Genomic DNA, 21,610 nt, shown 5'->3' on the forward strand with positions numbered 1-21,610 from the left:
GTCATGCTGCAGGAAATTTTCATCGCCGCTGCTGCCGGGGGCAATCCGTCCAACGCCCTGTCGCAGATGGGCTTCGAGCACCTGATCCACGAAATGACCACCAAGCCGGGTGATTTCGCGGTTTCCTGGGTCGTGCTGCTGACCCTGGTCGTCATGTCGGCCATGTCCTGGTACTGGACCGTCATCAACATCTTCCGTGCTACCCGCCTGAAGAGCGCCGCCGATCGCGTCGTCAGCCTGTTCTGGGACACCCCGAACGCGCAGGACGCCATCCGTGCGATGGAAGAACAGCCGGCTTCCGAGCCGTTCTCGAAGATCGCCCTGGACGCTGCCCAGGCGGCTGCCCACCACCAGCGCGCTGAAGGCGGCGCCACCGGCGGCGTGGGTGAGAACCTGAGCCGTTCGGAGTTCGTCGACCGCGCCCTGCGTCAGGCCGTGACCCGCGAAAGCAACAAGCTGCAGTCGGGCATGACCCTGCTGGCCACCGTCGGTGCAACCGCTCCGTTCGTCGGTCTGCTGGGTACCGTGTGGGGCATCTACGGCGCGCTGATCAAGATCGGTGCCACCGGCTCCGCTTCGATCGACGCCGTTGCCGGCCCGGTGGGTGAAGCGCTGATCATGACCGCGATCGGTCTGTTCGTCGCGATCCCGGCCGTGTTCGCCTTCAACTTCTTCAGCAAGATCAACAGCGCGACCATCAGCAAGTTCGATACCTTCGCGCACGACCTGCACGACTTCTTCGCCACCGGCTCGCGCGTCCGCTGATTGCGGCGCGCGTCACCCAGCGACGAACGTAAGTAGTCACCAAGATCTAGACGGAGCCCGTTATGGCTTTCAGTAGTGGTAACAGCGGCGGCCCCATGGCCGACATCAACGTTACGCCCCTCGTGGACGTGATGCTGGTGCTGCTGATCATCTTCATCATCACGGCGCCCCTGATGTCCCACAAGGTCAAGGTGGATCTGCCGGAAGCCAACCTGATCCAGAAGCCGGAAGACGCTGAAAAGCGTTCCGGACCGATCACCCTGGCAGTCAAGGAAGACGGCTCGATCTACTGGAACGACGAAGAAATCAACAAGCAGACTCTCGAGTCGCGCTTGGCGACCGCCGCCCAGCAGACCCCGCAGCCGCCGCTGAACCTGCGTGGTGACCGCACCACCAAGATGCGTGTCATCAACGACCTGACCAAGGTCGCGCAGGAGCAGGGCATGCTTGACGTCGGCTTCGTCGCGACCAAAGAAAAGGGGCAATAAGCCATGGCATTCAGTAGTGGTGGTGGCAAGGGCCCCATGGCAGACATCAACGTCACGCCCCTCGTGGACGTGATGCTGGTTCTGCTGATCATCTTCATCGTGACCGCGCCGATCATGACGTACCCGATCGCCGTGGACCTGCCGCAGCGCGTGCTCAACCCACCGCCGCAGCTGGTCGAACCGCCGCCGCCGATCGAACTGAAGATCGACGCCAGCAACCAGGTCTCGTGGAACAACAGCCCGATCAATACCAGTGAGCTGCAGCAGCGGATGGAGCAGGAGGTCCAGCGTGACCCGACCAACCAGCCGGAACTGCGCATCGACGCCAGCCCTGATTCCGAGTACGACGTGATGGCCAAGGTTCTGGCCGCTGCGAAGAACGCTCAGATGAAGAAGATCGGTTTTGTGCAGCAGTAATCGCTACACCGCAACACAACAGTCATGACGCGACTGCAGACGCCCCTGGAGACAGGGGCGTTTTTTTTATGCCTGCCGGCCTGGACCGCTATGATCGGCGGATGCTCGCCCTCTTCGACTCCCTGCGTCATTGGCTCGACGGCATCGCCCACCTTGGCTCGATCCTGGCGGTGGCCTACCTGCTGTACCTGCTCGCGCTGACCGGCTGGATCATGCTGCAGAAGCGTGAGCCGGTCGCCACGCTGAGCTGGATCCTGTCGTTGGCGCTGCTGCCCTACCTCGGCTTGTTCATCTACTACCTGCTGGGCCCGCAGAAGGTGAAGCGGCAGCGTCTGCGCCGTGGCCGCGCGCGGTCGGGCATGGAGCACTACAGCGACGTCTGCCCACCCGACGCCGACTGCACCGAGTTGGCCAAGATCGCCCAGGCCACGACCGGGCTTGCGCCGAGCAGCGCCACCGAAGTGACATGGCTGGTGGACGGCGCGGCGACCTACGCGGCGCTGCTTGAGGCCGTCGCACAGGCACGCGACCACGTGCATCTGGAGTACTACATCTTCAACCCGGACCATGCCGGCACCGCCCTGCGTGACGCGCTGGTGGAACGCGCACGGGCCGGCGTGCAGGTTCGCCTGCTGCTCGACGCCGTGGGCTCTTCCGCCCTGCCGCGCCGCTTCCTGCAGCCGCTGCTCGACGCCGGTGGTGAAGCGATCTGGTTCCACCCACGGCAGCTGCTGAAGCCGTTCAAGCGCCCCTGGTTGAACCTGCGTACCCATCGCAAGCTGGTGATCGTCGACGGCCGGCTGGCGTTCACTGGTGGCATCAACATCACCGACGACGAGGATGAAAGCCGCAGGGCGGATGCCTACCGCGACCTGCACATGCGCATCCGCGGCCATGTAGTGCGCAGCCTGCAGCTGGTATTTGCCGAGGACTGGCTCTACGCCAGCGGGCAGGATCCCTCGCGCATGGACATCGCCCGCCTGTGGCCAGCCGACATGCCGCTGCGCGGTGACGGTGCGATCAACGCCCAGGTGCTGGTCTCCGGCCCGGACTCGGGCTGGGAAACGATCCATCGCCTGCATGTGGCGGCGATCCAGGAAGCGCACGAGCGCGTGTGGCTGGTCACACCGTATTTCGTGCCGGGTGAAGCGGCGCGGATGGCGCTGACCTCGGCTGCACTCGGCGGCTTGGATGTGCGCTTGCTGGTACCGAAGATGAGCGATTCCTGGTTCGTGACCCAGGCCGCCCGCTCCTACTTCGATGAACTGTTGCACGCAGGGGTGAAGATCTACGAGTACGGCCCACGCATGCTGCATACCAAGGCCTTCATCGCCGATGATGATGTCTGCATCGTCGGCAGCGCCAACTTCGATCACCGCAGCTTCCGGCTCAACTTCGAGCTGTCGATGATGATCAGCGACCGTGACCGGGTGGCTGCCCTGGCCGAACTGCTGCAGGGCGAATTCGACCGTTCCACGCGGGTGCACGACCAGGCCGGCCGCTCGCTGTGGCTGCACCGCCTGCCGGAAGCCTTCGCCCGGCTGGCCTCGCCGCTGCTCTGACGCAGCGCTACACTGCGCCGATCACCCGGGGAGCCCGACTATGTACTGGTTGTACCTGCTGCTGGCGCTGGGCTGTTTCGCCTTCGCGCTGAAGACTCCCAGCGCCGGGCTGATGAGCCTGTGCCTGCTGGCCGCCCTCGCCTTCCTGCTGGCCTGGGTACGTGGCCGCTACGTGGCCCGCTTCGGTGATCTGCAGCGCGATCCGTCCACGCTGGTCGATGCCGAAGAACTGCGCCGCCTGCGTGAGCAGGCCCAGGCCCGCCGTGATGAAGACCCCATCGACCACGATCCATCCCCTCTTTCCAAGTAGTCCCGTTCCATGACCCAGCTCAGCGTCAACGTCAACAAGATCGCCGTCCTGCGCAATTCGCGCGGTGGTGCCGAACCGGACGTGGTGCGTGCCGCCCAGGCCTGCCTGGATGCGGGCGCGCATGGCATCACCGTGCATCCGCGACCGGACCGCCGCCACATCACCGCCGAGGACGTGTTGGCGCTGTCCACGTTGACCCGTGCGCGTGGCGTGGAATTCAACATCGAAGGCAACCCGTTCGCGCCGCCGCGCGAGGGCTACCCAGGCCTGCTGCCGCTGTGCGCGCAGACCTGCCCGGCGCAGGCGACGCTGGTGCCGGATGGCGATGGACAGATCACCTCCGACCATGGCTTCGACTTCGAGCGGGATGCCGAGCGGCTGCGACCACTGATCGCCGAACTGAAGGCGATGGGCTGCCGGGTCAGCCTGTTCGTCGATGCTGGCAACCCACTGCTGGAGCAGGCGGCCGAAGTCGGTGCAGATCGTGTCGAGCTGTATACCGGCCCCTACGCCGAAGCGCACGCGGCTGGCGACGCTGCGGCGATGCTGGAACTGTTCGCCACTGCGGCGCGGCGGGCGCAGGCGGTGGGCTTGGGCGTCAACGCCGGCCACGACCTGTCGCAGGACAACCTGCGCGATTTCCTGGCCCATGTGCCGGGCGTGCTGGAGGTGTCCATCGGCCACGCGCTGATCGGCGAGGCGCTGTATGACGGGTTGGACGCCACGGTGCGGGGGTACCTGGCGCTGCTGTGACCGAGGGGTGCAGCCGAGCATGGGCTCGGCTCTACGGTGATACGGGTGCCTTGTAGAGCCGAGCCCACGCCCGGCTCAGCATCCCGCTGAACCCTTCAGACGGCGTCGCAGCCATTGAGACAGCCCCGGCGTACCCTGCCACAATGGGTATCGCGATCAAGGGCAGAGGTTCCACGTCCCACCTTGCCGGGCGCTTTGAGAGCACCGTCAGCGAGGCGGTGGACGACGGCTGGGCGGTGGACGAGAGCGAGGAATTCCTCACGCCGCGCCTGCGCACCGAAGTGCGCGCCGAAACCGCACGCAGCATCATCACCCGCAACACCTCGCCGGATGTCGGTTTCAGCCAATCGGTGAACCCGTACCGCGGTTGCGAGCATGGGTGTTCCTACTGCTTCGCGCGACCCTCTCATGCCTATCTGAACCTGTCGCCGGGCCTGGACTTCGAAACCAAGCTGTTCGCCAAGACCAATGCACCACAATTGCTGCGCAAGGAACTGTCGAAGCCGGGTTACGTGCCGCAGCCGATCGCGCTGGGCATCAACACCGATGCGTACCAGCCGATCGAGCGCAAGTTCAAACTGACTCGCCAGCTGATCGAAGTGATGCTGGAAACCAAGCATCCGTTCTCGCTGATCACCAAGAACGCGCTGGTCGAGCGTGACATTGATCTGCTCGCACCGCTGGCGGCGGAGAACCTGGTCAGCGTGCATTTCTCGGTGACCTCGCTGGACCCGCATCTCTCCGCGAAGCTGGAACCGCGCGCATCGGCACCGCACGCACGGCTGCGTGCGATGAAGCGGCTGCATGAAGCCGGCATTCCGGTCGGGGTGATGGTGGCGCCGGTGATTCCGTGGATCAACGACAGCGAGCTGGAAGCCGTGCTGGAAGCCGCACGCGACGCAGGTGCGAGCACCGCAGGCTACGTGCTGCTGCGCCTGCCACTGGAAGTGGCGCCGCTGTTCCGCGACTGGCTGGATACGCACCATCCCGATCGCGCCGCGCACGTGATGAGCACCATCCAGCAGCTGCGCGGCGGCAAGGACTACGACAGCCAGTTCGGTACCCGCATGCGTGGCCAGGGTGTGTATGCGGAATTGTTGAGCAACCGCTTCAAGCTGGCACGCAAGCGGCTGGGCTTCAATGCGCAGAACAGCCATTGGCCGAAGCTGGATTGCAGCCGGTTCCAGAAGCCGTTGCCGCCGAAGAAAGAGTCACCGCAGGGCAGTCTGTTCTAGAACGCTGGACCGCAGCGCCACGCAACGGTAACAATCCGCAGCAAAGGCGGGGACTGGGGAGAGGGGAGTTCAGCATCATGGATGCAGAACAGCTCCGCCTACCGGGTCGAGTCGACGCTTCCGGATCCTTGAGCGCATGAAATGAAGTTCATCTACTGGCTGGGCATCGCGTTCCTGTGGATGCCCCCATGGAACTTTCTTCTACTGACGGTGGCCAAATTGCTGTCAGCGGATCCGCTAGGCAGCGAAGAGCTGATCGGCCTCGGCACTGCCATATTTGGTGGGGCAGCGGGAGGGATCCTGTATCGCCGTCGTCCTCGCAAGCCCCTCGCTCCGTCGAGCATCCATGATCCGGTGCACGGGGCAAAGACGACTGAAGCCTTGGGGGATTCAAGTTGCGACGAACAACGACAGTCGGAGAATGGGCCTTGAAAAAGGTACCGTTGCGCCATCTGCTCCTGTGCACTGTCATTGCGGCCCTGACAAGCGGTACTTATCTTTCAATGTTTGGATCCATCGGACGTGGCGATTGGACCGGAAAGCCAACAGAAGCAGAACTGCGCGCTGCCACCGATACCTTTGAACTCCCTTCAGGGGTCCATCCCACGAACGTTACGTTCTTACCGAAGGTCACGTTCCTGGGGGCCGTCTTCGACGCCGAACTCGAATCTGATCCAGAGCAGATCGCCGCTTTCTTCATCAAACAAGCCGCAGAGAAGCGGTGGCGACTGCAGAAAGACAAACGGCAGCGCGATTACAGATTGATGGTCTTCTGCGAGGATCGCCTGGCGCGCTCGGTAGAGCTGACGACAAGGGGCAGTACGGTGAAGCTCTATGGAGGAACCTACTGGGACTCGGACAGGAGCGGCGACTACTACTGCTCTCCTGAGGCCCGGTAATCCACCGACGGCATAACGAACTTGCCTGGATACCGGCTCCAGTCGGAAGGGGCGCGATGCCCTCACCCTCCCCCAAACAACTTCTGCGCACTCTGGAACAGGATCCAGCTGGTGGCGATGAACTTGTCCCCACCCTGCGGCCTGTTGCCCCGATGGGTATGGGTGAACGCCGTCGGCGCAATCAGCAGGCTGCCGGTGCGCGGTGCAATCTTCCGCTCCTGGAACAGGAACTCGGTTTCTCCCTCTTCGAACTCGTCGTTGAGGTACAGCGTCCACAGCACGTGCCGGTGCAGGGTCTCGGCCTGCGGGTCCTTCGGGTACAGCTCGCAGTGCCAGTACGGATAACCGCCCTCGCCAGCCGCATACCACTGCAGGTTGATCGCACCCGGGCGCAGGCAGGTACGGGCCAGATCGGCCAGCTGCTGCGGCGGCATGTCGGGGAAGTCCTCGGCAGACAGGCGTCGCGGTTGCCCGTTGCTGTCCTGGATCTGCAACATCAGCGGCGCGATCAATGCTTGTGGATAACGGCGTAGATAAGTCAGCAGGCCGTTGAACACCGCGTGCTGCAGCTGATGGTCCACATCCCGCCAGCCGTCCAGGCCGCTGATGCGTAGATCCTTGCTGTGCTTGAGTTCCGGGAACACACCACTGCCCACGGCACCGGGCTGCAGGCCACGCGCCGCCCGCATGCGCTCGACGATCGCCGCGCAGACCTCGCTGGGGACCGCGTTGTGGATGACTTCGATGAAATCGACCGGGCCCTGCTCGTGCATGCGTGCATTCCTTAGGCGGCAACGGCTTGATGGTGCCGTTTGCCGCCCCCGGTGTCACCCCACGGTCATGTCATCGATCTGCCATGACCGTCGTCAGGCAACCGCCAATCAGCCCTGCGCGTCGTCGTGCGCGTGGTGGTAGCGCACGGCTTCGGCCACTTCCTCGCGCGAACCCAGGAACACCGGCACGCGCTGGTGCAGCTGGTCGGGCTGGATGTCGAGGATGCGTTCGCGGCCGGTCCAGGCGGCGCCGCCGGCCTGTTCGACCAACAGGCCCATCGGGTTGGCTTCGTACATCAGCCGCAGCTTGCCGGCCTTGGACGGATCCTTCTTGTCCCACGGGTAGATGAAGATGCCGCCGCGGGTCAGGATGCGATGCACGTCGGCCACCATGCTGGCGATCCAGCGCATGTTGAAGTTCTTGCCGCGCGCGCCTTCCATGCCCGCCAGCAGGTCGCTGACGTAGCTCTGCATCGGCGCTTCCCAGTGACGCTGGTTGGACATGTTGATGGCGAATTCCTGGGTGGCCGCCGGAATCTGCATGTTCTCGGTGGTCAGCACGAACTCGCCCTTCTCGCGGTCCAGAGTGAAGGCGTGGGTGCCATGGCCGACGGTCAGCACCAGCTGGGTGCTGGGCCCGTAGATGCAGTAGCCAGCGGCGATCTGCTTGCTGCCCGGCTGCAGGAAGGCGTCATCGCCCGGCAGTTCGACATTGGTCGGGCAACGCAGCACCGAGAAGATGGTGCCGACGGAGACGTTGACGTCGATGTTGGAGCTGCCATCGAGGGGGTCGAACAGCAGCAGGAAATCACCGCGCGGATAGATGTCCGGCACCGGCTGGCTGTGGTCCATTTCCTCCGAGGCGCAGGCGGCGAGGTGGCCACCCCAGGCGTTGGCTTCAAGCAGGATCTCGTTGCTGATGACGTCCAGCTTCTTCTGCGCTTCACCCTGCACGTTGCCGGTACCGGCATCGCCGAGCACGCCACCGAGGGCGCCCTTGCTGACGGCGATGGAGATGCTGGTGCAGGCGCGGGCCACCACGGCGATCAGCTGGCGCAGGTCGGCATTGATGCGGCCGGCGTGCTGTTCCTGGATCAGGAAGCGGGTCAACGAAGTACGGGACATGGGCGGGCAGGTCTCGGCAGCGGGAAAACGCCTATTGTCGCCCGTATGGCGGGGGCGTGCGTGAGCGCGGGAAGGCGTAATCGTTTCCAGATGCGTTGCGCTCGTGGCGCCTTCCTTCTGTAGAGCCGAGCCCGCGCTCGGCTGCTCTTCGTCCTTCATGCCGCACAAGCCGAGCGTAGGCTCGGCTCTACAGAGACCAGGGCGCAAAAAACAAAGGCGCCTTTCGGCGCCTTTGTCCTCAAGCTACTGGAGCGTTGCTTCAGCCCTTGGCGACGGTGGCCACGGCCTTGGCGACGTATTCCAGGTTGTTCTGGTTCAGCGCGGCCACGCAGATGCGACCGGTGCCGACGGCGTAGATGCCGAACTCGTCGCGCAGGCGCTCGACCTGCTCACGGCTCAAGCCGGAGTAGGAGAACATGCCGGCCTGCTCGTTGATGAAGCCGAACTGCGGGGCACCTGCAGCGGCCAGCTTCTCGACCAGGCCCTGGCGCAGGGCATGGATGCGCTCGCGCATCTCGGTCAGCTCCTGCTCCCACATCGCGCGCAGTTCCGGGTTGGTCAGCACGCCGGCCACCAGCGCAGCACCGTGGGTGGATGGGCTGGAGTAGATGGTGCGGATCACGCGCTTGACCTGCGACTGCACGGCCTTGGCGTCAGCGGCGGTCGGCGCCACCATCGACAGCGCACCCACGCGCTCGCCATACAGCGAGAACGACTTGGAGTACGAGTTGGCGACGATGAAGCTGTCGATGCCGGCTTCGGCGATGATGCGCACTGCTGCGCCGTCCTGCTCGATGCCCTTGTCGAAGCCCTGGTAGGCCATGTCGATGAAGGGGAACAGCTGCTTGTCCTTCAGCAGCTGTGCGACCTGCTTCCACTGGGTGACCGTAAGGTCGGCACCGGTGGGGTTGTGGCAGCAGGCGTGCAGCAGCACCACGGTGCCGGCTTCCAGCTTGCTCAGGTCCGCCAGCAGGCCGTCGAAGTTGACGCCGTGGGTGGTCGGATCGAAGTAGGTGTAATCCAGCACCTCGAAGCCGGCCGCGCTGAACACGGCGCGGTGGTTTTCCCAGCTCGGGTTGCTCAGCGCAACGGTGGCGTGCGGCAGCAGCTTCTTCAGCACGTCGGCGCCGACGCGCAGCGCACCGCTGCCACCAACGGTCTGCGCGGTGGTCACGCGGCCAGCGGCCAGCAGCGGCGAATCCTTGCCGAACACCAGCTCACGCGTGGCCTGCGTGTACGCCGGCAGGCCATCGATCGGCAGGTAGCCGCGCGGTTTGGCTTCAGCGGCGAGCTGCTGCTCGATCTGCTTGACGGCGCGCAGCAGCGGAATGCGGCCGCTCTCGTCGTAGTAGATGCCCACACCCAGGTTGACCTTGGTCGGGCGGCTGTCGGCGTTGTACGCCTCGGTCAGGCCCAGGATCGGGTCGCCTGGGACCAGTTCCACGTTTGCAAAGAAGGACACGGCGGTACTCGTTCGGTAGACGGAAAGGGGGAGGAAGTGCGCTACGCGGTCTGCGGCGTTTCGGCCGGAAACAGCCCATCGTAACAAAGCCTGCCGGGGGCTGGCCGCCGCCATCGTCATCCACGGCCCCGTACCATGGCGTGCGTTGCCGCCCGACCCATCAACCTGAATCATGAAAACTGCCGCACGCCGCCGTAGCCTGCCGCTTTCCGCCCTGCTGCTGTCGCCCTGGGCGGTGATGGCCGCGCCTGCGCCCACCGCCCTGCCGGCGGTGCAGGTACAGGCTGCACGGGTGCCGGGCATCGACCTGTTCGCGCTGCCGGCCAGCCAGGACACGGTCTGGATCGATGCCAGCCGCGCTGGCACCGGCGCGCAGCTGTCCGAAGCGCTGGCTGGGGTACCCGGTCTGCTGGCGCGCGACCGGCAGAACTTCGCCCAGGACACCCAGCTGTCGATCCGTGGCTTCGGCGCGCGTTCGACCTTCGGGGTGCGCGGGGTACGGGTGTTGATCGACGGGGTCCCTGCAACCATGCCCGATGGCCAAGGCCAGCTGTCACATGCCAGCCTGCTTGGTGCCGAACGCATCGAGGTGCTGCGTGGGCCGTTTTCCGCGCTCTACGGCAATTCCTCCGGTGGCGTGCTGCAGGTCTGGAGCGAACAGGGCCAGGCCGGCGACCCGTGGCGGTTGCGGCTCAGCGCCGGTGCCGACAACACGCTGAGCGTCGGTGCACAGCTGAAGGGGGCCGGCCAAGTACTGGACTACAACATCGCCGCCAATCACTTCCGCACCGATGGCTGGCGCGATCACAGCCAAGCACGCCGTGAATCGCTCAACGCGCGCATCGGGGGCGAGCTGGGCGGCGGGCGGCTGGAGCTGTTGCTCAATGCGCTTGATGCACCGGATGCGCAGGACCCGCTGGGCCTGACCCGTGCCCAGGTGGCGGCTGATCCGCGCCAGGCCACGGCAGTCGCGCACCAGTACAACACCCGCAAATCGGTGCGCCAGCAGCAGGCCGGCCTGCGCTGGACACGTGAAACCGGGCCGCAGCGCTGGCAGCTGATGGGCTATGCCGGCCAGCGCGCGGTACGCCAATACCTGCCGATCCCACCGACCGCCCAGGCCAACCCCCTGCATGCCGGTGGGGTGATCGATCTGGAGGGCGGCTACGGCGGGTTGGACGCGCGCTGGGGCTGGCAGGGTGACCTTGCCGGCCGGCCGCTGGACCTGGTGGCCGGGCTCAGCGCCGACCGCCAGCGCCAGCATCGCACCGGCCATGAGAACTTCCTCGGCAGCGCCCTGGGCGTGCGTGGACGGCTGCGTCGTGACCAGATCGACGTCGTGCAGAACGTGGACCAGTTCGCCCAGGCCTGGTGGCAATGGAGCCCGCGCTGGTCGTTGCTGGCCGGCCTGCGCCACAGCACCGTGCGTTTCAACTCGGACGATCGCTACATCACCGCCCGCAACCCGGATGACAGTGGTCACCGGCGCTACCAGGCGACCACGCCGGCGGCCGGGATCAGCTTCGAAGCGAGCCCGCAGTGGCGGCTGCACGCGGCGGTGGGACGTGGCTTCGAAACGCCTACCTTCAACGAACTGGGCTATCGCGCCGACGGCCAGGCGGGATTGGCGCTGGATCTGGCGGCCGCCCGCAGCCGCAATCTGGAGATTGGAAGCAAGTGGCACGCGCAAGGCGGAGCCCAGCTCGATGTCAGCGTATTCCGCGCAGATACCAACGATGAGCTGGCAGTTGCCAGCAATATCGGCGGGCGCAGCACCTATCGCAACATCGGCCGCACCCGCCGCCAGGGCATGGAACTGCAGTACCGGCAGCCGCTGGGCGAACAGCTGGAACTGCAGCTGGCATGGACCTGGCTGCAGGCGCAGGTGCGCTCGCTCTACCTGACCTCGAACACCTTGGTGGCCGCAGGCAGCCGCCTGCCCGGCGTGCCCCGCCAACAGGCCTTCGCACGCCTGCAGTGGAGCCCCGCTGAGTGGCAGTGGGCGCTGGAGGCCTCGGCCAGCAGCGATACTGTGGTCAATGACGTGGCCACCGAGCGCGCGCCGGGCTACGCCCTGCTGCACCTGGAAGCCGGCCGTCGATGGACGCTGCCGGGCGGTGAGCTGCGCGCCTTCGCCCGGCTGGAGAACGTGCTGGACCAAGCCTACATCGGCTCGGTGATCGTCAATGACGGCAATGGTCGCTTCTACGAGCCGGGACCGGGACGGCGAGCCAACGTCGGCCTGCAATGGTCGTGGCGCTGAGTTGGTAGTGCCGGCCGCTGGCCGGCATCGCTTTGTGCAGGGCAGCCCAGACGTTGCCGGCCAGCGGCCGGCACTACCGGTCAGTCGGGGGCCTTGGCCGGCACGAACGGCGAGGTCGGGTCGCTGGCCGGGAACGTCTCCTCCAGCGCCTCGTCCTGGTTGTCGCTGGCGCGCTGCTTGCGCTCGCGGCGCTTGAGCGGGCTCTCCTGGCCACCACGGTGGCGGTCACCGCCATCCTTGCGGTCCTGGGCCGCCTGTTCAGCCTCGTGCTTCACCGGCAGGTGGTCGTGCTCGGCATCGAAGAACGGCGCGCCGGTGCCGCGGTAGTCGGCGTTGTCGGCATCGCGCTTGCCGCGCTGCTCGCCGGGAATGGGCGGGTGGTTCTCCCGCAGCGGGTCTCGCGAGGTCTCTCGGCTCATGGTCTGGTACCTGCCCTTGGGGGGATTCCACTACACCGCCCCGCAGGTAAAGCCGTCGCGAACCTGGCGTCATGAACATCTCGCTCACCCCCCGGTAACGGCACCGCGCGTATTCCTGCCCACCCGCCCCCGCTGCAGGAGCCGGCCATGCCCCGTCTTGAACGACCCGCACCGTCCGTGTTCAACGCCCTGCTCGATCCACTCGGCCAGCGCACTGCCCAGCGCCGCACGCGCCGCCAGGAAGATCCGCAGGCGGTGGCGCAGGACTACCTGCAGTACATGATCAGCGACTACGAGGAGAGGCGTGGCCAAAGCCACCGCAACTGGCGCGATCTGTGCCCGGTATATGCCTTCGCGCTGACGACCCATGCCGCGGATTGGCCACGCGGTGATGCTGGCGATACCTGCGAGGAACTGGCCGAGCATTGGGAACAGATGCGCGGGCAGTCGCGGCTGGGCTGGTCGCAGGCACGCCCGGTCGTGGAGGACGCCTGGCGCGCGCTGGACCATATCCCGGCGGCGGCGGTGAGGCCGTTGCTGCAGTAATGCCGGCCGCTGGCCGGCAACCCCGGGAAACTTCAGGCCGCGAGTTCCGCCGGCCAGTGCCCGGCACTACCGTTTTCCGTAGAACCCGCGTGCACGGTATCGACACGGGTGGTTTACACCGCCCATCCGAAGCTGGATGCCCTGCTCCGCCAAAGGTACGCCCATGGCCCGCCCGATCTGGACTGGCACGCTCTCGTTCGGCCTGCTCAATGTGCCGGTGTCACTGATGTCCGGAGAGCGCAAGGTCGATCTGCAGTTCCGCATGCTCGACTCCCGCGATCGCAAGCCGATCCGCTTTGAGCGGGTCAACGCCGATACGGGCGAGGAAGTTCCCTGGAAGGACATCGTCAAGGCCTACGAGTACGACAAGGGCAGCTATGTCGTGCTGGAGGAAGGCGATATCCGTTCGGCGGCACCAGAAAGCCACGAGGCCGTAGAAGTGGAATCGTTCGTGGATGCATCGCAGATCGATCCGCGCTACTACGAGAAACCGTATCTGCTGGTGCCCGGCAAGAAGGCCGAGAAAGGCTATGTGCTGCTGCGCGAGACCCTGCGCAGCACCGGCAAGGTCGGTATCGCGCGGGTGGTCGTGCGCACACGCGAGTACCTGTGCGCGGTGATGCCGCATGAGGACGCACTGGTGCTGATGATCCTGCGCTATCCACAGGAACTGGTGGATCCGGAGGAGTACAAGCTGCCCACCGGCAAGCTGTCCGACTATCGCATCACCAGCAAGGAAACGGCGATGGCCGAACAGCTGATCGAGTCGATGGCCGGCGACTGGGATCCGTCGCAGTATCACGATGAATTCCGCGAGCGCCTGCAGCAGGTGTTGAACAAGCGCATCAAGTCCAAGGGGGGTACCACGCGGGTCGACGATGAGCCTGCACCGCGCGAGGACGCCAGCACCAATGTGGTCGATTTCATGGCGCTGCTGCAGAAGAGCCTGGATGCCAACAAGCGCACGCCAGCGAAAAAGACGGCAACGCGGAAAGGAGCCACCAAATCCACGGTAAAGAAGGCAGCCAAGAAGACTGCGAAGAAAGCTGCAAAGAAGACCGCTGCACGCCGCAAGGCAGGTTGAGCATGTCGTTGGAGCAGTACCGGCGAGAGCGCCGACCTGGCGGCGGCGCAGGGCAGACGCCGGCGCCTGACGACACGCCCGCGCAGGGGGATCCGACGCGGCGGCCTACCTGCGCCAGGCTGGTTTCAAGCGGCTGCGCAGCGACACGCCGAAGGAGGACCTTGGAATGAACATCGCAGATACCGAAGCTGGAGGCGAGGTCCAGATTACTCATCCGGAGCGGGTGGTTTTTCCAAAGCAGAAGCTGACCAAGGGCGCCGTGGCCGACTACTACCAGCGCATGGCGCGCTGGATCCTGCCGGAAATCAGCGCGCGTCCGCTGTCACTACTGCGCTGCCCGGACGGCGTCGGCAAGGCCTGCTTCTTCCAGAAGCACCATGGTGCCGGCCTGGGCGATGCGGTACATGCGGTGCCGCTGCAGCAGAAGAGCGGGCGCGAGGATTACGTTTACATCGACGACGCACGGGGCCTGCTGCAGCTGGTGCAGATGAACACCCTGGAGTTGCATCCCTGGGGTGCAACCGTCGCCGACCCCGAGCATCCGGATCGGCTGGTGTTCGATCTTGACCCTGGAGAAGGCGTTAGCTGGGCACAGGTGAAGGCCGCTGCGCGTGACGTCCGTGACCGCCTGCAGGAGGCCGGCCTGAAGAGCTTCGTGCGGTTGTCCGGTGGCAAGGGCGTGCACGTTGTGGTGCCGCTGAAGCCCAGGGCCGACTGGGAACAGGCCAGGGTGTTCTGCGAGGCATTTGCCCGGGCGATGGCGGAGCGCGCGCCGGACCACTACGTGTCGACCATGAGCAAGGCCAAGCGTGGCGGCGTCATCTTCATCGACTGGCTGCGCAATACGCGGGGCGCCACCAGCGTGTGCTCGTGGTCGCTGCGTGCGCGTGAAAGTGCCGGTGTGGCGGTACCGCTGCGCTGGGAGGAACTGGCACGCGTCGGTGCGGCGGATGCGTTTTCGATGGCCAAGGCGCTGGCGCGCGCGAAGCGGCTGAAAGCGGATCCGTGGCAGGGCATCGATGCGTTGAAGCAGACGCTGCCGCGGATGGACCTGTAGAGCCGAGCCTATGCTCGGCTGCCTGTGTAAATGTGCATGAAAGCCGAGCACAGGCTCGGCTCTACAGGGGCGGCATCACCTTGCATCGCGCGAGGGACGACGGCCAAACCACCAGCCGGCCAGCAATTGCAGCGGCAGCGACGCCAGCAGCGCAATGACGAACCAGAACGGGAAATCCGCGCCCGTGGTCCACATGGCGTAGCCGCAGCCCAGCGCGATCAGCGACCAGATCGAGAAGCCGTGCGAACGCGGCCAGCAGGGCGCGTAGTAGGTGGCAAAGGCGATACCCGCGATGCCACCGAGCACGCTGAAGGCCAGGTCCCAGCCCAGCTGCGCGCTGTTGTTGTCCGGCGGCATGCCCAGGAGCGGCGGCAGCCAGCTGGCGACGCTGCTCACCAGCGCAAGTGAAAGTACACCGCCGAGCAGGGCAACGATGGACAGGAACAGGATCTTGAGCACGCCGGGCATGCGCGTATTGTACGGCTGCCACAGAGTGCCCGCGTTGCCGGCCAGCGGCCGGCACTACCGATGGATCGGCATGGCCGCCGCGTCCGTGGGAGAGGGGGACGGAGCGGCGGCGGCCATGCACGGAGGGTCAGGCGGCGAAGTCCAGTACGACGCGGCCTTCGATGGTGCCCGCGTGCATGCGCGCGAACACGTCGTTGATGTTTTCCAGGCGGTCGGTGCTGACGGTGGCGGCGACCTTGCCCTCGGCAGCGAACTGCAGCGATTCCTGCAGGTCCAGGCGGGTGCCGACGATCGAGCCGCGTACGGTGATGCCGTTGAGCACCATGCCGAAGATATCCAGCGGGAAGTTGCCGGGCGGCAGGCCATTGAGCGAGACAGTGCCGCCGCGGCGGACCATGCCCAGTGCCTGCTCGAACGCCTTCGGCGACACCGCGGTGACCAGTGCACCGTGTGCGCCACCGATCTCCTTCTTCAGGAAGGCGGCCGGGTCGGTGGTACGCGCGTTGACGGTGACCTGCGCGCCGAGCTTCCGCGCCAGCGCCAGTTTGTTGTCATCCACGTCCACCGCCGCCACGTTCAGGCCCATTGCGCGGGCGTACTGCACGGCCATGTGGCCCAGGCCACCGATGCCGGAGATCGCCACCCAGTCACCGGGCCTGGTGTCGGTGACCTTCAGGCCCTTGTAGACGGTCACGCCGGCGCACAGCACCGGCGCGATCTCCACGAAGCCCACGTCCTTTGGAAGCAGGCCGACATAGTTGGCATCGGCCAGTGCGTACTCGGCGAAGCCGCCGTTGACCGAGTAACCGGTGTTGCGCTGCGTTTCGCACAGCGTTTCCCAGCCCCCCAGGCAGTGTTCGCAATGGCCACACGCCGAGTACAACCAGGGGATGCCGACCCTGTCGCCTTCCCTGACGTGCCCGACCCCGCCACCCACGGCCACGACGTGCCCCACGCCCTCGTGACCGGGGATGAACGGCGGGTTCGGTTTGACCGGCCAGTCGCCCTCGGCGGCGTGCAGGTCGGTGTGGCAGACACCACAGGCCTCGATCCTGACCAGTACCTCGCCCGCCCCCGGGCGTGGTACCGAGACTTCCTCGATGACCAGTGGCTTGCCGAACTCGCGCACGACAGCGGCCTTCATGGTGGAATTCATGTTCGGATCTCCGTAGTGCGCTTGCCCACAGAATGACGCCGGCACGAGGCCGGCGCTTTGATCACGATCAAACCTTTGAAGATCCGTGCGCCGGGTTCAGCTGGCCAGCACCGAGGCCTCGCGGGCGAGGCGCTCGATGGCCTCCCAGTCGCGGGTCTGCAGCAGTGCCGGCGTGGTCAACCACGAGCCACCCACGCACAGCACGTTGGGCAGGTGCAGGAACTGCGGCGCGGTCTGCGCGCTGATGCCACCGGTCGGGCAGAAGCGCACGTCGGCGAATGGACCGTGCCAGGCCGCCAGCAGCGCGGCACCGCCGGCCTGCACGGCGGGAAAGAACTTGAACGTGTCTTGGCCGTGCTCCAGGCCCAGGATCAGGTCCGAGGCCGTGGCCGCACCGGGCAGGTACGGCAGGTCGGCATCGTGCGCGGCCGCGTACAGTGCCGGCGTGGCGCCGGGGGACACCGCGAAACGCGCTCCGGCCTGCTTCGCCGCCTGCATCTGCGCCGGGGTAAGCACGGTGCCGGCACCGATCACCGCGTCCGGTACGGCCTCGACCATGGCCGTGATCGCGTCCAGCGCCTGCGGCGTGCGCAGGGTCACTTCGATCACCGGCAGGCCGCCGCGGAACAGGGCCTGGGCCACTTCGACCGCGTCATTCACGTTTTCGGGGGTGTACACCGGAATCACCGGTGCCAGTTTCAGGACCGCGCGTACGCGCGGATCAGCGGCGGACATCGAATCGCTCCTCGCCCATCAGGGCCAGCACGTCAGCTTCGCTGACAGGATTGAAATCGCCGGGGATGGAGTGCTTCAGCGCCCCGGCGGCCAGGCCGAACCGCACGGTGGCGTCGGCATCAAGGCCGGACAGGATGCCATGCAGGATGCCGGCCGCGAAGGCATCACCGCCACCGATGCGGTCGACGATGCCCTGCAGATGACGCAGTGGGGCCTGTGCGCGGGTTCCGTCGCAACCCAGCAGCACAGCGCCCAGCACATGGTGGTCCACGCTCAGCACCTGCCGCTGCGTGCAGGCCATCCACTGCAGTTGCGGAAAGGCACCGAACGCGGCGGCAGCGGCCGCGTCGATCCGCTCCATCAGATCCGGCTGGGTGAAGCGGGTGCCCAGTACGACCTCCATGTCGCGGTAGTCGGCGAACACGATGTCGGCCTGCGCGAACAGTTCGCGCAATACCGCCTGCGCATCGCCTCCCCAGCGCTGCCAGAGGCGGGGCCGGAAATTGCCGTCGAAGGAGACGCGGACACCGGCCTGTCTTGCCGCGCGCGCCGCCGCCAGCGTGGCCGCCGCCACGTGCGGGCCCAACGCCGGGCTGACCCCGGAGACGTGCAGCCACTGCGCGTCCTGCAGCAGCGCTGGCCAGTCGTAGTCGGCTGCAGTGCTGCGCGCGAACGCCGAATCCGCGCGGTCGTAGACCACTTCGCTCGCGCGCTGTACCGCGCCGGTGGTGAGGAAGTACAGGCCCATGCGGCCCTCGGCGTCCTCGCGCACACCGCGCGTATCCACGCCGTGCCGCCGCAGTTCACCCAGTACATGCGCCCCCAGCGCATTGCCGGCCACAGTGCTGACCATGGCCACCTGATGTCCAAGCCGGGACAGCGAGACACCCACGTTGGCTTCGGCCCCTCCCACATGGACCTGGAGTTGCGGCGACTGCAGCAGCAGTTCGTTGCCGGGGGCACCCAGGCGCAGCAACAACTCTCCAAAACACACGATACGACCCATCTCAGCTCCTTCACGCGTGCCACCAGCATGGGACACTGCATGGCGTGTAAGTGGACCACGCGAGGGGCGTGGCGATTGACTAGCGGTGTCATTCTAGACGGAAGACGCCTTGAGAGCGCTTGGGCGATATGTCGAAACCTTTGTCCTGCAAGCGTCTTGGAGACATTGCAAATCTGTTGCGGTGCAAGATGCCCGATCCCGGTGGTGCTGCTAACGTCGGTTTTGACTAGCGGTGTCATTTCGCCGCGCAGCTGCGATACCAGACCTTTGGGAGAGGGGAAAGGCATGCAATCTCGGATCCATGGAAAAAAGACACCGGTTACCTTGCTGGCCCTGGGGGTGGGACTCGCCCTGTCCACCAGCGCGGCCGCCCAGCAGCAGACCGCTACCGACCTGGACACGGTGAACGTCACAGGCTATCGCGCCAGTGTCGAAAAGGCGCTGGACATCAAGCGCGGCGAGGCCGGCGTGGTCGATGCCATCGTCGCCGAAGACATCGGCAAGTTTCCCGACCTCAATCTGGCTGAATCGCTGCAGCGCATTCCGGGCGTGGTGATCACACGCGAAGCCGGCGAAGGCCGCAACATCTCGGTGCGCGGCCTGGGCCCGGATTTCACCCGCGTGCGCATCAATGGGATGGAAGCGCTGACCACCGTCGGCGCCGGTGACCAGAGCGGTGGTACCAACCGCGGCCGCGGTTTCGACTTCAACGTGTTTGCCTCGGACCTGTTCTCGCAGCTGGTGGTGCGCAAGACCGCCTCGGCCGACGTCGAGGAAGGCTCGCTGGGTGCCACGGTCGACCTGCGCACCGCGCGCCCGTTCGACTACGACGGCTTCACCTTCGCCGCAAGCGGCCAGGCCGGCTACAACCAGATGGCCGAAAAGGCCGACCCGCGGCTGGCCGCGCTGGTCTCCAACACCTTCGCCGATGGTACCTTCGGCGCCCTCCTGTCGGTGGCCTACTCCGAGCGCCAGGCACTGGAGGAAGGCTCCAACACCGGCCGCTGGGCCAACGGCCCGAGCAATGGCAACTTCGCTGCGTCATCGCCGTTCGCCGCCGCACGCGCCGCTGATGTATTCCACCCGCGCTTCCCGCGCTACGTGCAGATGGAACACGAGCAGAAGCGCCTGGGCGTGACCGGCTCGCTGCAGTGGAAGCCCAGCGATGCCAGTGAAGTATCGCTGGACATGCTGTACTCGAAGATCGATGCCACCCGCGACGAGCAGTACATCGAAGCGATTTCCTTCAGCCGTGGCAGCAGCAGCACCCCGCGCCTGGTCGGCAAGCCGAGCACCATCGTCAGGAACGGCGAGATCCGCAACGGCGCGCTGCTGTACGGTGAATTCGACAACGTCGACATCCGTACCGAGAACCGCCACGACGAGTGGAGCACCGAGTTCAAGCAGATCAGCCTGAACGGCCAGCACCGTTTCGGCGACGACTTCACCGTGTCCGGCAAGCTGGGCATCTCGCGCTCCAGGCACGAGAATCCAGTGCAGACCACCGTCATCATGGACAAGTACGACGTCAAGGGCTACAGCTACGACTACCGTGGCAACAGCCGCTTCCCGATCCTCAACTACGGCATCGACCCGACCGACCCCAACGGTTGGGAACTGGCGGAAATCCGCCTGCGCCCGCAGTATGTGGACAACGACTTCGATACCGGCCAGATCGACTTCAACTGGAACATCAGCCCCGGCTTCCGCCTGAAGGGCGGCGTGCTTGCCAAGGACTACACGTTCAAGACCACCGAACTGCGCCGTGCCAGCGAACTGGCCGTGCCGACCTTCGCCAGCGGCAGCAGGATCGTGCCCGTGGACATGATCAACCAGGCCGGCCTGAAGGGCATCAATGGCAATCCATCCAACTGGGTGGTGCCGAACCTGGATGCAATCGCCGACCAGTTCGACATCTACAGCAACAGCGGCATCTATGCCGTCGCGCCGCGCGCCAACAACGTGCGCAGCGTGGAAGAGAAGGACCGTGGTGCCTACCTGATGGGCGAGTTCAGCACCGAAATCGGCTCGCTGCCGCTGTCGGGCAACTTCGGCGTGCGCTACGTGCGCACCAGGCAGACCTCCACCGGGCTGTCGACGCTGGCCAGTGGTACCACCTCCACCACCGCCACCCGCACCTACGATGACACCCTGCCCTCGTTCAACCTGGTGGCCGAAGTCACGCCCGATTTCCTGATCCGCCTGGGTGCGGCCAAGGTCATGACCCGCCCGGGCCTGGGCAGCCTGACGCCGGGTGCAACCGTGGCCGTGGCCGGTGGTGCGCGCACCATCTCCAGCGGCAATCCCAACCTGGACCCGACGCGCGCCACCAATGTCGACCTGGGCTTCGAGTGGTACTTCGCCGAAGGCGCGATGGCGGGCCTGGGCCTGTTCTACAAGGACATCGAGACCTCGGTGCAGACCCTGCGCGAGAACCGCCCGTACACCGACAGCGGCCTGCCTGCCGAACTGCTGACCGGTACCGGCGCCTCGCCCACCGACGACTTCACCTTCACCCGGCCAGTCAATACCCCCGGCGGTGAGCTGTACGGCGCCGAGGCGAACTACACCCAGCCCTTCACTTTCCTGCCGGGCAAGTGGTCGAACCTGGGCGTGCAGCTGAACTACACCTGGGTCGAATCGAAGATCCAGTACATCAACTCGGCTGGCCAGCCGGTGATGAAGAACGATCTGCTGGGCCTGTCCAAATCGTCATGGAACGCAACGCTGTTCTACGAAGGCGAGACCTTCGCTGGCCGCGTCTCCGCCACCAACCGCGATGACTACCTCACCCAGGTGCCCGGTCAGGAAACCGGCTTCAACCTGGACGGCTACCACGGCATGACCGGCACCACGGTCATTGATGCGTCCATCCGCTACAAGATCAGCGACCAGCTGGAACTGAGCCTGGAAGGCATCAACCTGACCAACGAAGCCTCGGATGAATGGGTGTACTCGCCCGCCACCGGCCGCCTGCCACTCCAGTACACCGAAACCGGCCGCCAGTTCCTGCTGGGCGTGCGCTACAAGTTCTGAGCAACGCCGGCGGCGCGTGCCGATACGCGCCGCGGTTCGCCATGACCGCTG

At 65.8% G+C, this 21,610-nt stretch carries 21 protein-coding genes and 1 pseudogene; 14 read left to right on the top strand and 8 right to left on the bottom strand.

Features of this window, described 5'->3' with window-relative positions; translation table 11 throughout:
• The first annotated feature begins 3 nt into the window (after positions 1–3).
• From exbB to BN1263_RS18155, 9 genes are all read left to right on the top strand, one after another.
• On the top strand, positions 4–765 hold the full coding sequence (gene exbB / locus BN1263_RS18115; protein ID WP_004132614.1) for a TonB-system energizer ExbB: 762 nt from the start codon (positions 4–6) through the stop codon (positions 763–765).
• 62 nt (positions 766–827) lie between these two features.
• Positions 828–1,253 carry an ExbD/TolR family protein gene (locus BN1263_RS18120; protein WP_005411739.1) on the top strand — a complete coding sequence of 142 codons (426 nt, stop codon included), beginning with the start codon at positions 828–830 and terminating at the stop codon, positions 1,251–1,253.
• A 3-nt stretch (positions 1,254–1,256) separates the two neighbouring features.
• Positions 1,257–1,670, top strand: coding sequence for an ExbD/TolR family protein (locus BN1263_RS18125; protein ID WP_005411740.1), 414 nt, complete (start codon positions 1,257–1,259; stop codon positions 1,668–1,670).
• Positions 1,671–1,771: 101 nt separating this feature from the next.
• Positions 1,772–3,232, top strand: coding sequence for a cardiolipin synthase (gene cls / locus BN1263_RS18130; protein ID WP_058983273.1), 1,461 nt, complete (start codon positions 1,772–1,774; stop codon positions 3,230–3,232).
• A 40-nt stretch (positions 3,233–3,272) separates the two neighbouring features.
• Positions 3,273–3,542 (top strand): hypothetical protein, encoded by a 270-nt coding sequence (locus tag BN1263_RS18135; RefSeq protein ID WP_019658804.1) that lies wholly within the window; start codon positions 3,273–3,275, stop codon positions 3,540–3,542.
• A 9-nt stretch (positions 3,543–3,551) separates the two neighbouring features.
• On the top strand, positions 3,552–4,295 hold the full coding sequence (locus tag BN1263_RS18140; protein ID WP_058983156.1) for a pyridoxine 5'-phosphate synthase: 744 nt from the start codon (positions 3,552–3,554) through the stop codon (positions 4,293–4,295).
• A 143-nt stretch (positions 4,296–4,438) separates the two neighbouring features.
• Positions 4,439–5,530, top strand: coding sequence for a PA0069 family radical SAM protein (locus tag BN1263_RS18145; RefSeq protein ID WP_058983158.1), 1,092 nt, complete (start codon positions 4,439–4,441; stop codon positions 5,528–5,530).
• A 141-nt stretch (positions 5,531–5,671) separates the two neighbouring features.
• Positions 5,672–5,962 (top strand): hypothetical protein, encoded by a 291-nt coding sequence (locus BN1263_RS18150; protein WP_058983161.1) that lies wholly within the window; start codon positions 5,672–5,674, stop codon positions 5,960–5,962.
• A complete protein-coding gene (locus BN1263_RS18155) occupies positions 5,959–6,429 on the top strand; it encodes a hypothetical protein (RefSeq protein ID WP_260833000.1) in 471 nt (156 codons plus the stop codon). The genes BN1263_RS18150 and BN1263_RS18155 overlap by 4 nt, the downstream gene beginning before the upstream one ends.
• Before the next feature lie 62 nt (positions 6,430–6,491).
• Here BN1263_RS18155 and BN1263_RS18160 read toward each other — a convergent pair whose 3' ends face one another.
• The 3 genes from BN1263_RS18160 to BN1263_RS18170 all read right to left on the bottom strand — a co-directional run bounded on the left by BN1263_RS18160 (position 6,492) and on the right by BN1263_RS18170 (position 9,789).
• Complete coding sequence (locus tag BN1263_RS18160; protein WP_058983163.1) at positions 6,492–7,202, bottom strand: 2OG-Fe(II) oxygenase; 711 nt, start codon at positions 7,200–7,202, stop codon at positions 6,492–6,494.
• Between the two features lie 108 nt (positions 7,203–7,310).
• A complete protein-coding gene (locus tag BN1263_RS18165) occupies positions 7,311–8,327 on the bottom strand; it encodes a class 1 fructose-bisphosphatase (protein ID WP_058983165.1) in 1,017 nt (338 codons plus the stop codon).
• 259 nt (positions 8,328–8,586) lie between these two features.
• A complete protein-coding gene (locus BN1263_RS18170) occupies positions 8,587–9,789 on the bottom strand; it encodes an amino acid aminotransferase (protein WP_058983167.1) in 1,203 nt (400 codons plus the stop codon).
• Between the two features lie 172 nt (positions 9,790–9,961).
• Between BN1263_RS18170 and BN1263_RS18175 the strand changes: the two genes are divergently transcribed.
• Entirely contained in the window at positions 9,962–12,052 is a 2,091-nt protein-coding gene (locus tag BN1263_RS18175) for a TonB-dependent receptor family protein (RefSeq protein WP_058983169.1), read from the top strand.
• A gap of 80 nt (positions 12,053–12,132) precedes the next feature.
• On the opposite strand, the gene BN1263_RS18180 is transcribed toward BN1263_RS18175, so the two are convergent.
• A complete protein-coding gene (locus BN1263_RS18180; RefSeq protein ID WP_005411772.1) occupies positions 12,133–12,471 on the bottom strand; it encodes a hypothetical protein in 339 nt (112 codons plus the stop codon).
• Between the two features lie 147 nt (positions 12,472–12,618).
• Between BN1263_RS18180 and BN1263_RS18185 the strand changes: the two genes are divergently transcribed.
• The 3 genes and pseudogenes from BN1263_RS18185 to ligD form a co-directional block, all read left to right on the top strand.
• Positions 12,619–13,017, top strand: a complete 399-nt coding sequence (locus tag BN1263_RS18185; RefSeq protein ID WP_058983171.1) for a hypothetical protein — start codon at positions 12,619–12,621, stop codon at positions 13,015–13,017.
• Positions 13,018–13,180: 163 nt separating this feature from the next.
• Positions 13,181–14,101, top strand: coding sequence for a non-homologous end joining protein Ku (ku, locus tag BN1263_RS18190; RefSeq protein ID WP_058983173.1), 921 nt, complete (start codon positions 13,181–13,183; stop codon positions 14,099–14,101).
• Between the two features lie 109 nt (positions 14,102–14,210).
• Positions 14,211–15,158 (top strand): annotated as a pseudogene (gene ligD / locus BN1263_RS18195) (non-homologous end-joining DNA ligase); the annotation flags it as partial.
• A 75-nt stretch (positions 15,159–15,233) separates the two neighbouring features.
• Here ligD and BN1263_RS18200 read toward each other — a convergent pair.
• From BN1263_RS18200 to BN1263_RS18215, 4 genes are all read right to left on the bottom strand, one after another.
• A complete protein-coding gene (locus BN1263_RS18200) occupies positions 15,234–15,626 on the bottom strand; it encodes a hypothetical protein (protein ID WP_058983178.1) in 393 nt (130 codons plus the stop codon).
• A gap of 127 nt (positions 15,627–15,753) precedes the next feature.
• The gene (adhP, locus tag BN1263_RS18205; protein WP_021204618.1) at positions 15,754–16,782 is read right to left on the bottom strand and encodes an alcohol dehydrogenase AdhP; all 1,029 of its coding nucleotides are present in this window, start codon (positions 16,780–16,782) and stop codon (positions 15,754–15,756) included.
• Between the two features lie 96 nt (positions 16,783–16,878).
• On the bottom strand, positions 16,879–17,517 hold the full coding sequence (locus tag BN1263_RS18210; RefSeq protein WP_058983180.1) for a bifunctional 4-hydroxy-2-oxoglutarate aldolase/2-dehydro-3-deoxy-phosphogluconate aldolase: 639 nt from the start codon (positions 17,515–17,517) through the stop codon (positions 16,879–16,881).
• Positions 17,504–18,523: a sugar kinase gene (locus BN1263_RS18215; protein ID WP_026346897.1), complete on the bottom strand. Its 1,020-nt coding sequence runs from the start codon at positions 18,521–18,523 to the stop codon at positions 17,504–17,506. The genes BN1263_RS18210 and BN1263_RS18215 overlap by 14 nt, the downstream gene beginning before the upstream one ends.
• Before the next feature lie 285 nt (positions 18,524–18,808).
• Between BN1263_RS18215 and BN1263_RS18220 the strand changes: the two genes are divergently transcribed.
• The gene (locus BN1263_RS18220; RefSeq protein WP_029550752.1) at positions 18,809–21,559 is read left to right on the top strand and encodes a TonB-dependent receptor; all 2,751 of its coding nucleotides are present in this window, start codon (positions 18,809–18,811) and stop codon (positions 21,557–21,559) included.
• The last annotated feature ends 51 nt before the right edge of the window (positions 21,560–21,610 follow it).

The sequence above is a fragment of the Stenotrophomonas thermophila genome, from assembly GCF_001499715.1.
GTDB classification, from domain to species: domain Bacteria; phylum Pseudomonadota; class Gammaproteobacteria; order Xanthomonadales; family Xanthomonadaceae; genus Stenotrophomonas; species Stenotrophomonas hibiscicola.

Bases quoted from the DNA above. Each gene is read 5' to 3' on its own strand.
- exbB (WP_004132614.1), top strand. From the start codon at position 4: ATGCTGCAGGAAATTTTCATCGCCGCTGCTGCCGGGGGCAATCCGTCC.
- BN1263_RS18120 (WP_005411739.1), top strand. From the start codon at position 828: ATGGCTTTCAGTAGTGGTAACAGCGGCGGCCCCATGGCCGACATCAAC.
- BN1263_RS18125 (WP_005411740.1), top strand. From the start codon at position 1,257: ATGGCATTCAGTAGTGGTGGTGGCAAGGGCCCCATGGCAGACATCAAC.
- cls (WP_058983273.1), top strand. From the start codon at position 1,772: ATGCTCGCCCTCTTCGACTCCCTGCGTCATTGGCTCGACGGCATCGCC.
- BN1263_RS18135 (WP_019658804.1), top strand. From the start codon at position 3,273: ATGTACTGGTTGTACCTGCTGCTGGCGCTGGGCTGTTTCGCCTTCGCG.
- BN1263_RS18140 (WP_058983156.1), top strand. From the start codon at position 3,552: ATGACCCAGCTCAGCGTCAACGTCAACAAGATCGCCGTCCTGCGCAAT.
- BN1263_RS18145 (WP_058983158.1), top strand. From the start codon at position 4,439: ATGGGTATCGCGATCAAGGGCAGAGGTTCCACGTCCCACCTTGCCGGG.
- BN1263_RS18150 (WP_058983161.1), top strand. From the start codon at position 5,672: ATGAAGTTCATCTACTGGCTGGGCATCGCGTTCCTGTGGATGCCCCCA.
- BN1263_RS18160 (WP_058983163.1), bottom strand. From the start codon at position 7,202: ATGCACGAGCAGGGCCCGGTCGATTTCATCGAAGTCATCCACAACGCG.
- BN1263_RS18165 (WP_058983165.1), bottom strand. From the start codon at position 8,327: ATGTCCCGTACTTCGTTGACCCGCTTCCTGATCCAGGAACAGCACGCC.
- BN1263_RS18175 (WP_058983169.1), top strand. From the start codon at position 9,962: ATGAAAACTGCCGCACGCCGCCGTAGCCTGCCGCTTTCCGCCCTGCTG.
- BN1263_RS18180 (WP_005411772.1), bottom strand. From the start codon at position 12,471: ATGAGCCGAGAGACCTCGCGAGACCCGCTGCGGGAGAACCACCCGCCC.
- BN1263_RS18185 (WP_058983171.1), top strand. From the start codon at position 12,619: ATGCCCCGTCTTGAACGACCCGCACCGTCCGTGTTCAACGCCCTGCTC.
- ku (WP_058983173.1), top strand. From the start codon at position 13,181: ATGGCCCGCCCGATCTGGACTGGCACGCTCTCGTTCGGCCTGCTCAAT.
- BN1263_RS18200 (WP_058983178.1), bottom strand. From the start codon at position 15,626: ATGCCCGGCGTGCTCAAGATCCTGTTCCTGTCCATCGTTGCCCTGCTC.
- adhP (WP_021204618.1), bottom strand. From the start codon at position 16,782: ATGAATTCCACCATGAAGGCCGCTGTCGTGCGCGAGTTCGGCAAGCCA.
- BN1263_RS18210 (WP_058983180.1), bottom strand. From the start codon at position 17,517: ATGTCCGCCGCTGATCCGCGCGTACGCGCGGTCCTGAAACTGGCACCG.
- BN1263_RS18215 (WP_026346897.1), bottom strand. From the start codon at position 18,523: ATGGGTCGTATCGTGTGTTTTGGAGAGTTGTTGCTGCGCCTGGGTGCC.
- BN1263_RS18220 (WP_029550752.1), top strand. From the start codon at position 18,809: ATGCAATCTCGGATCCATGGAAAAAAGACACCGGTTACCTTGCTGGCC.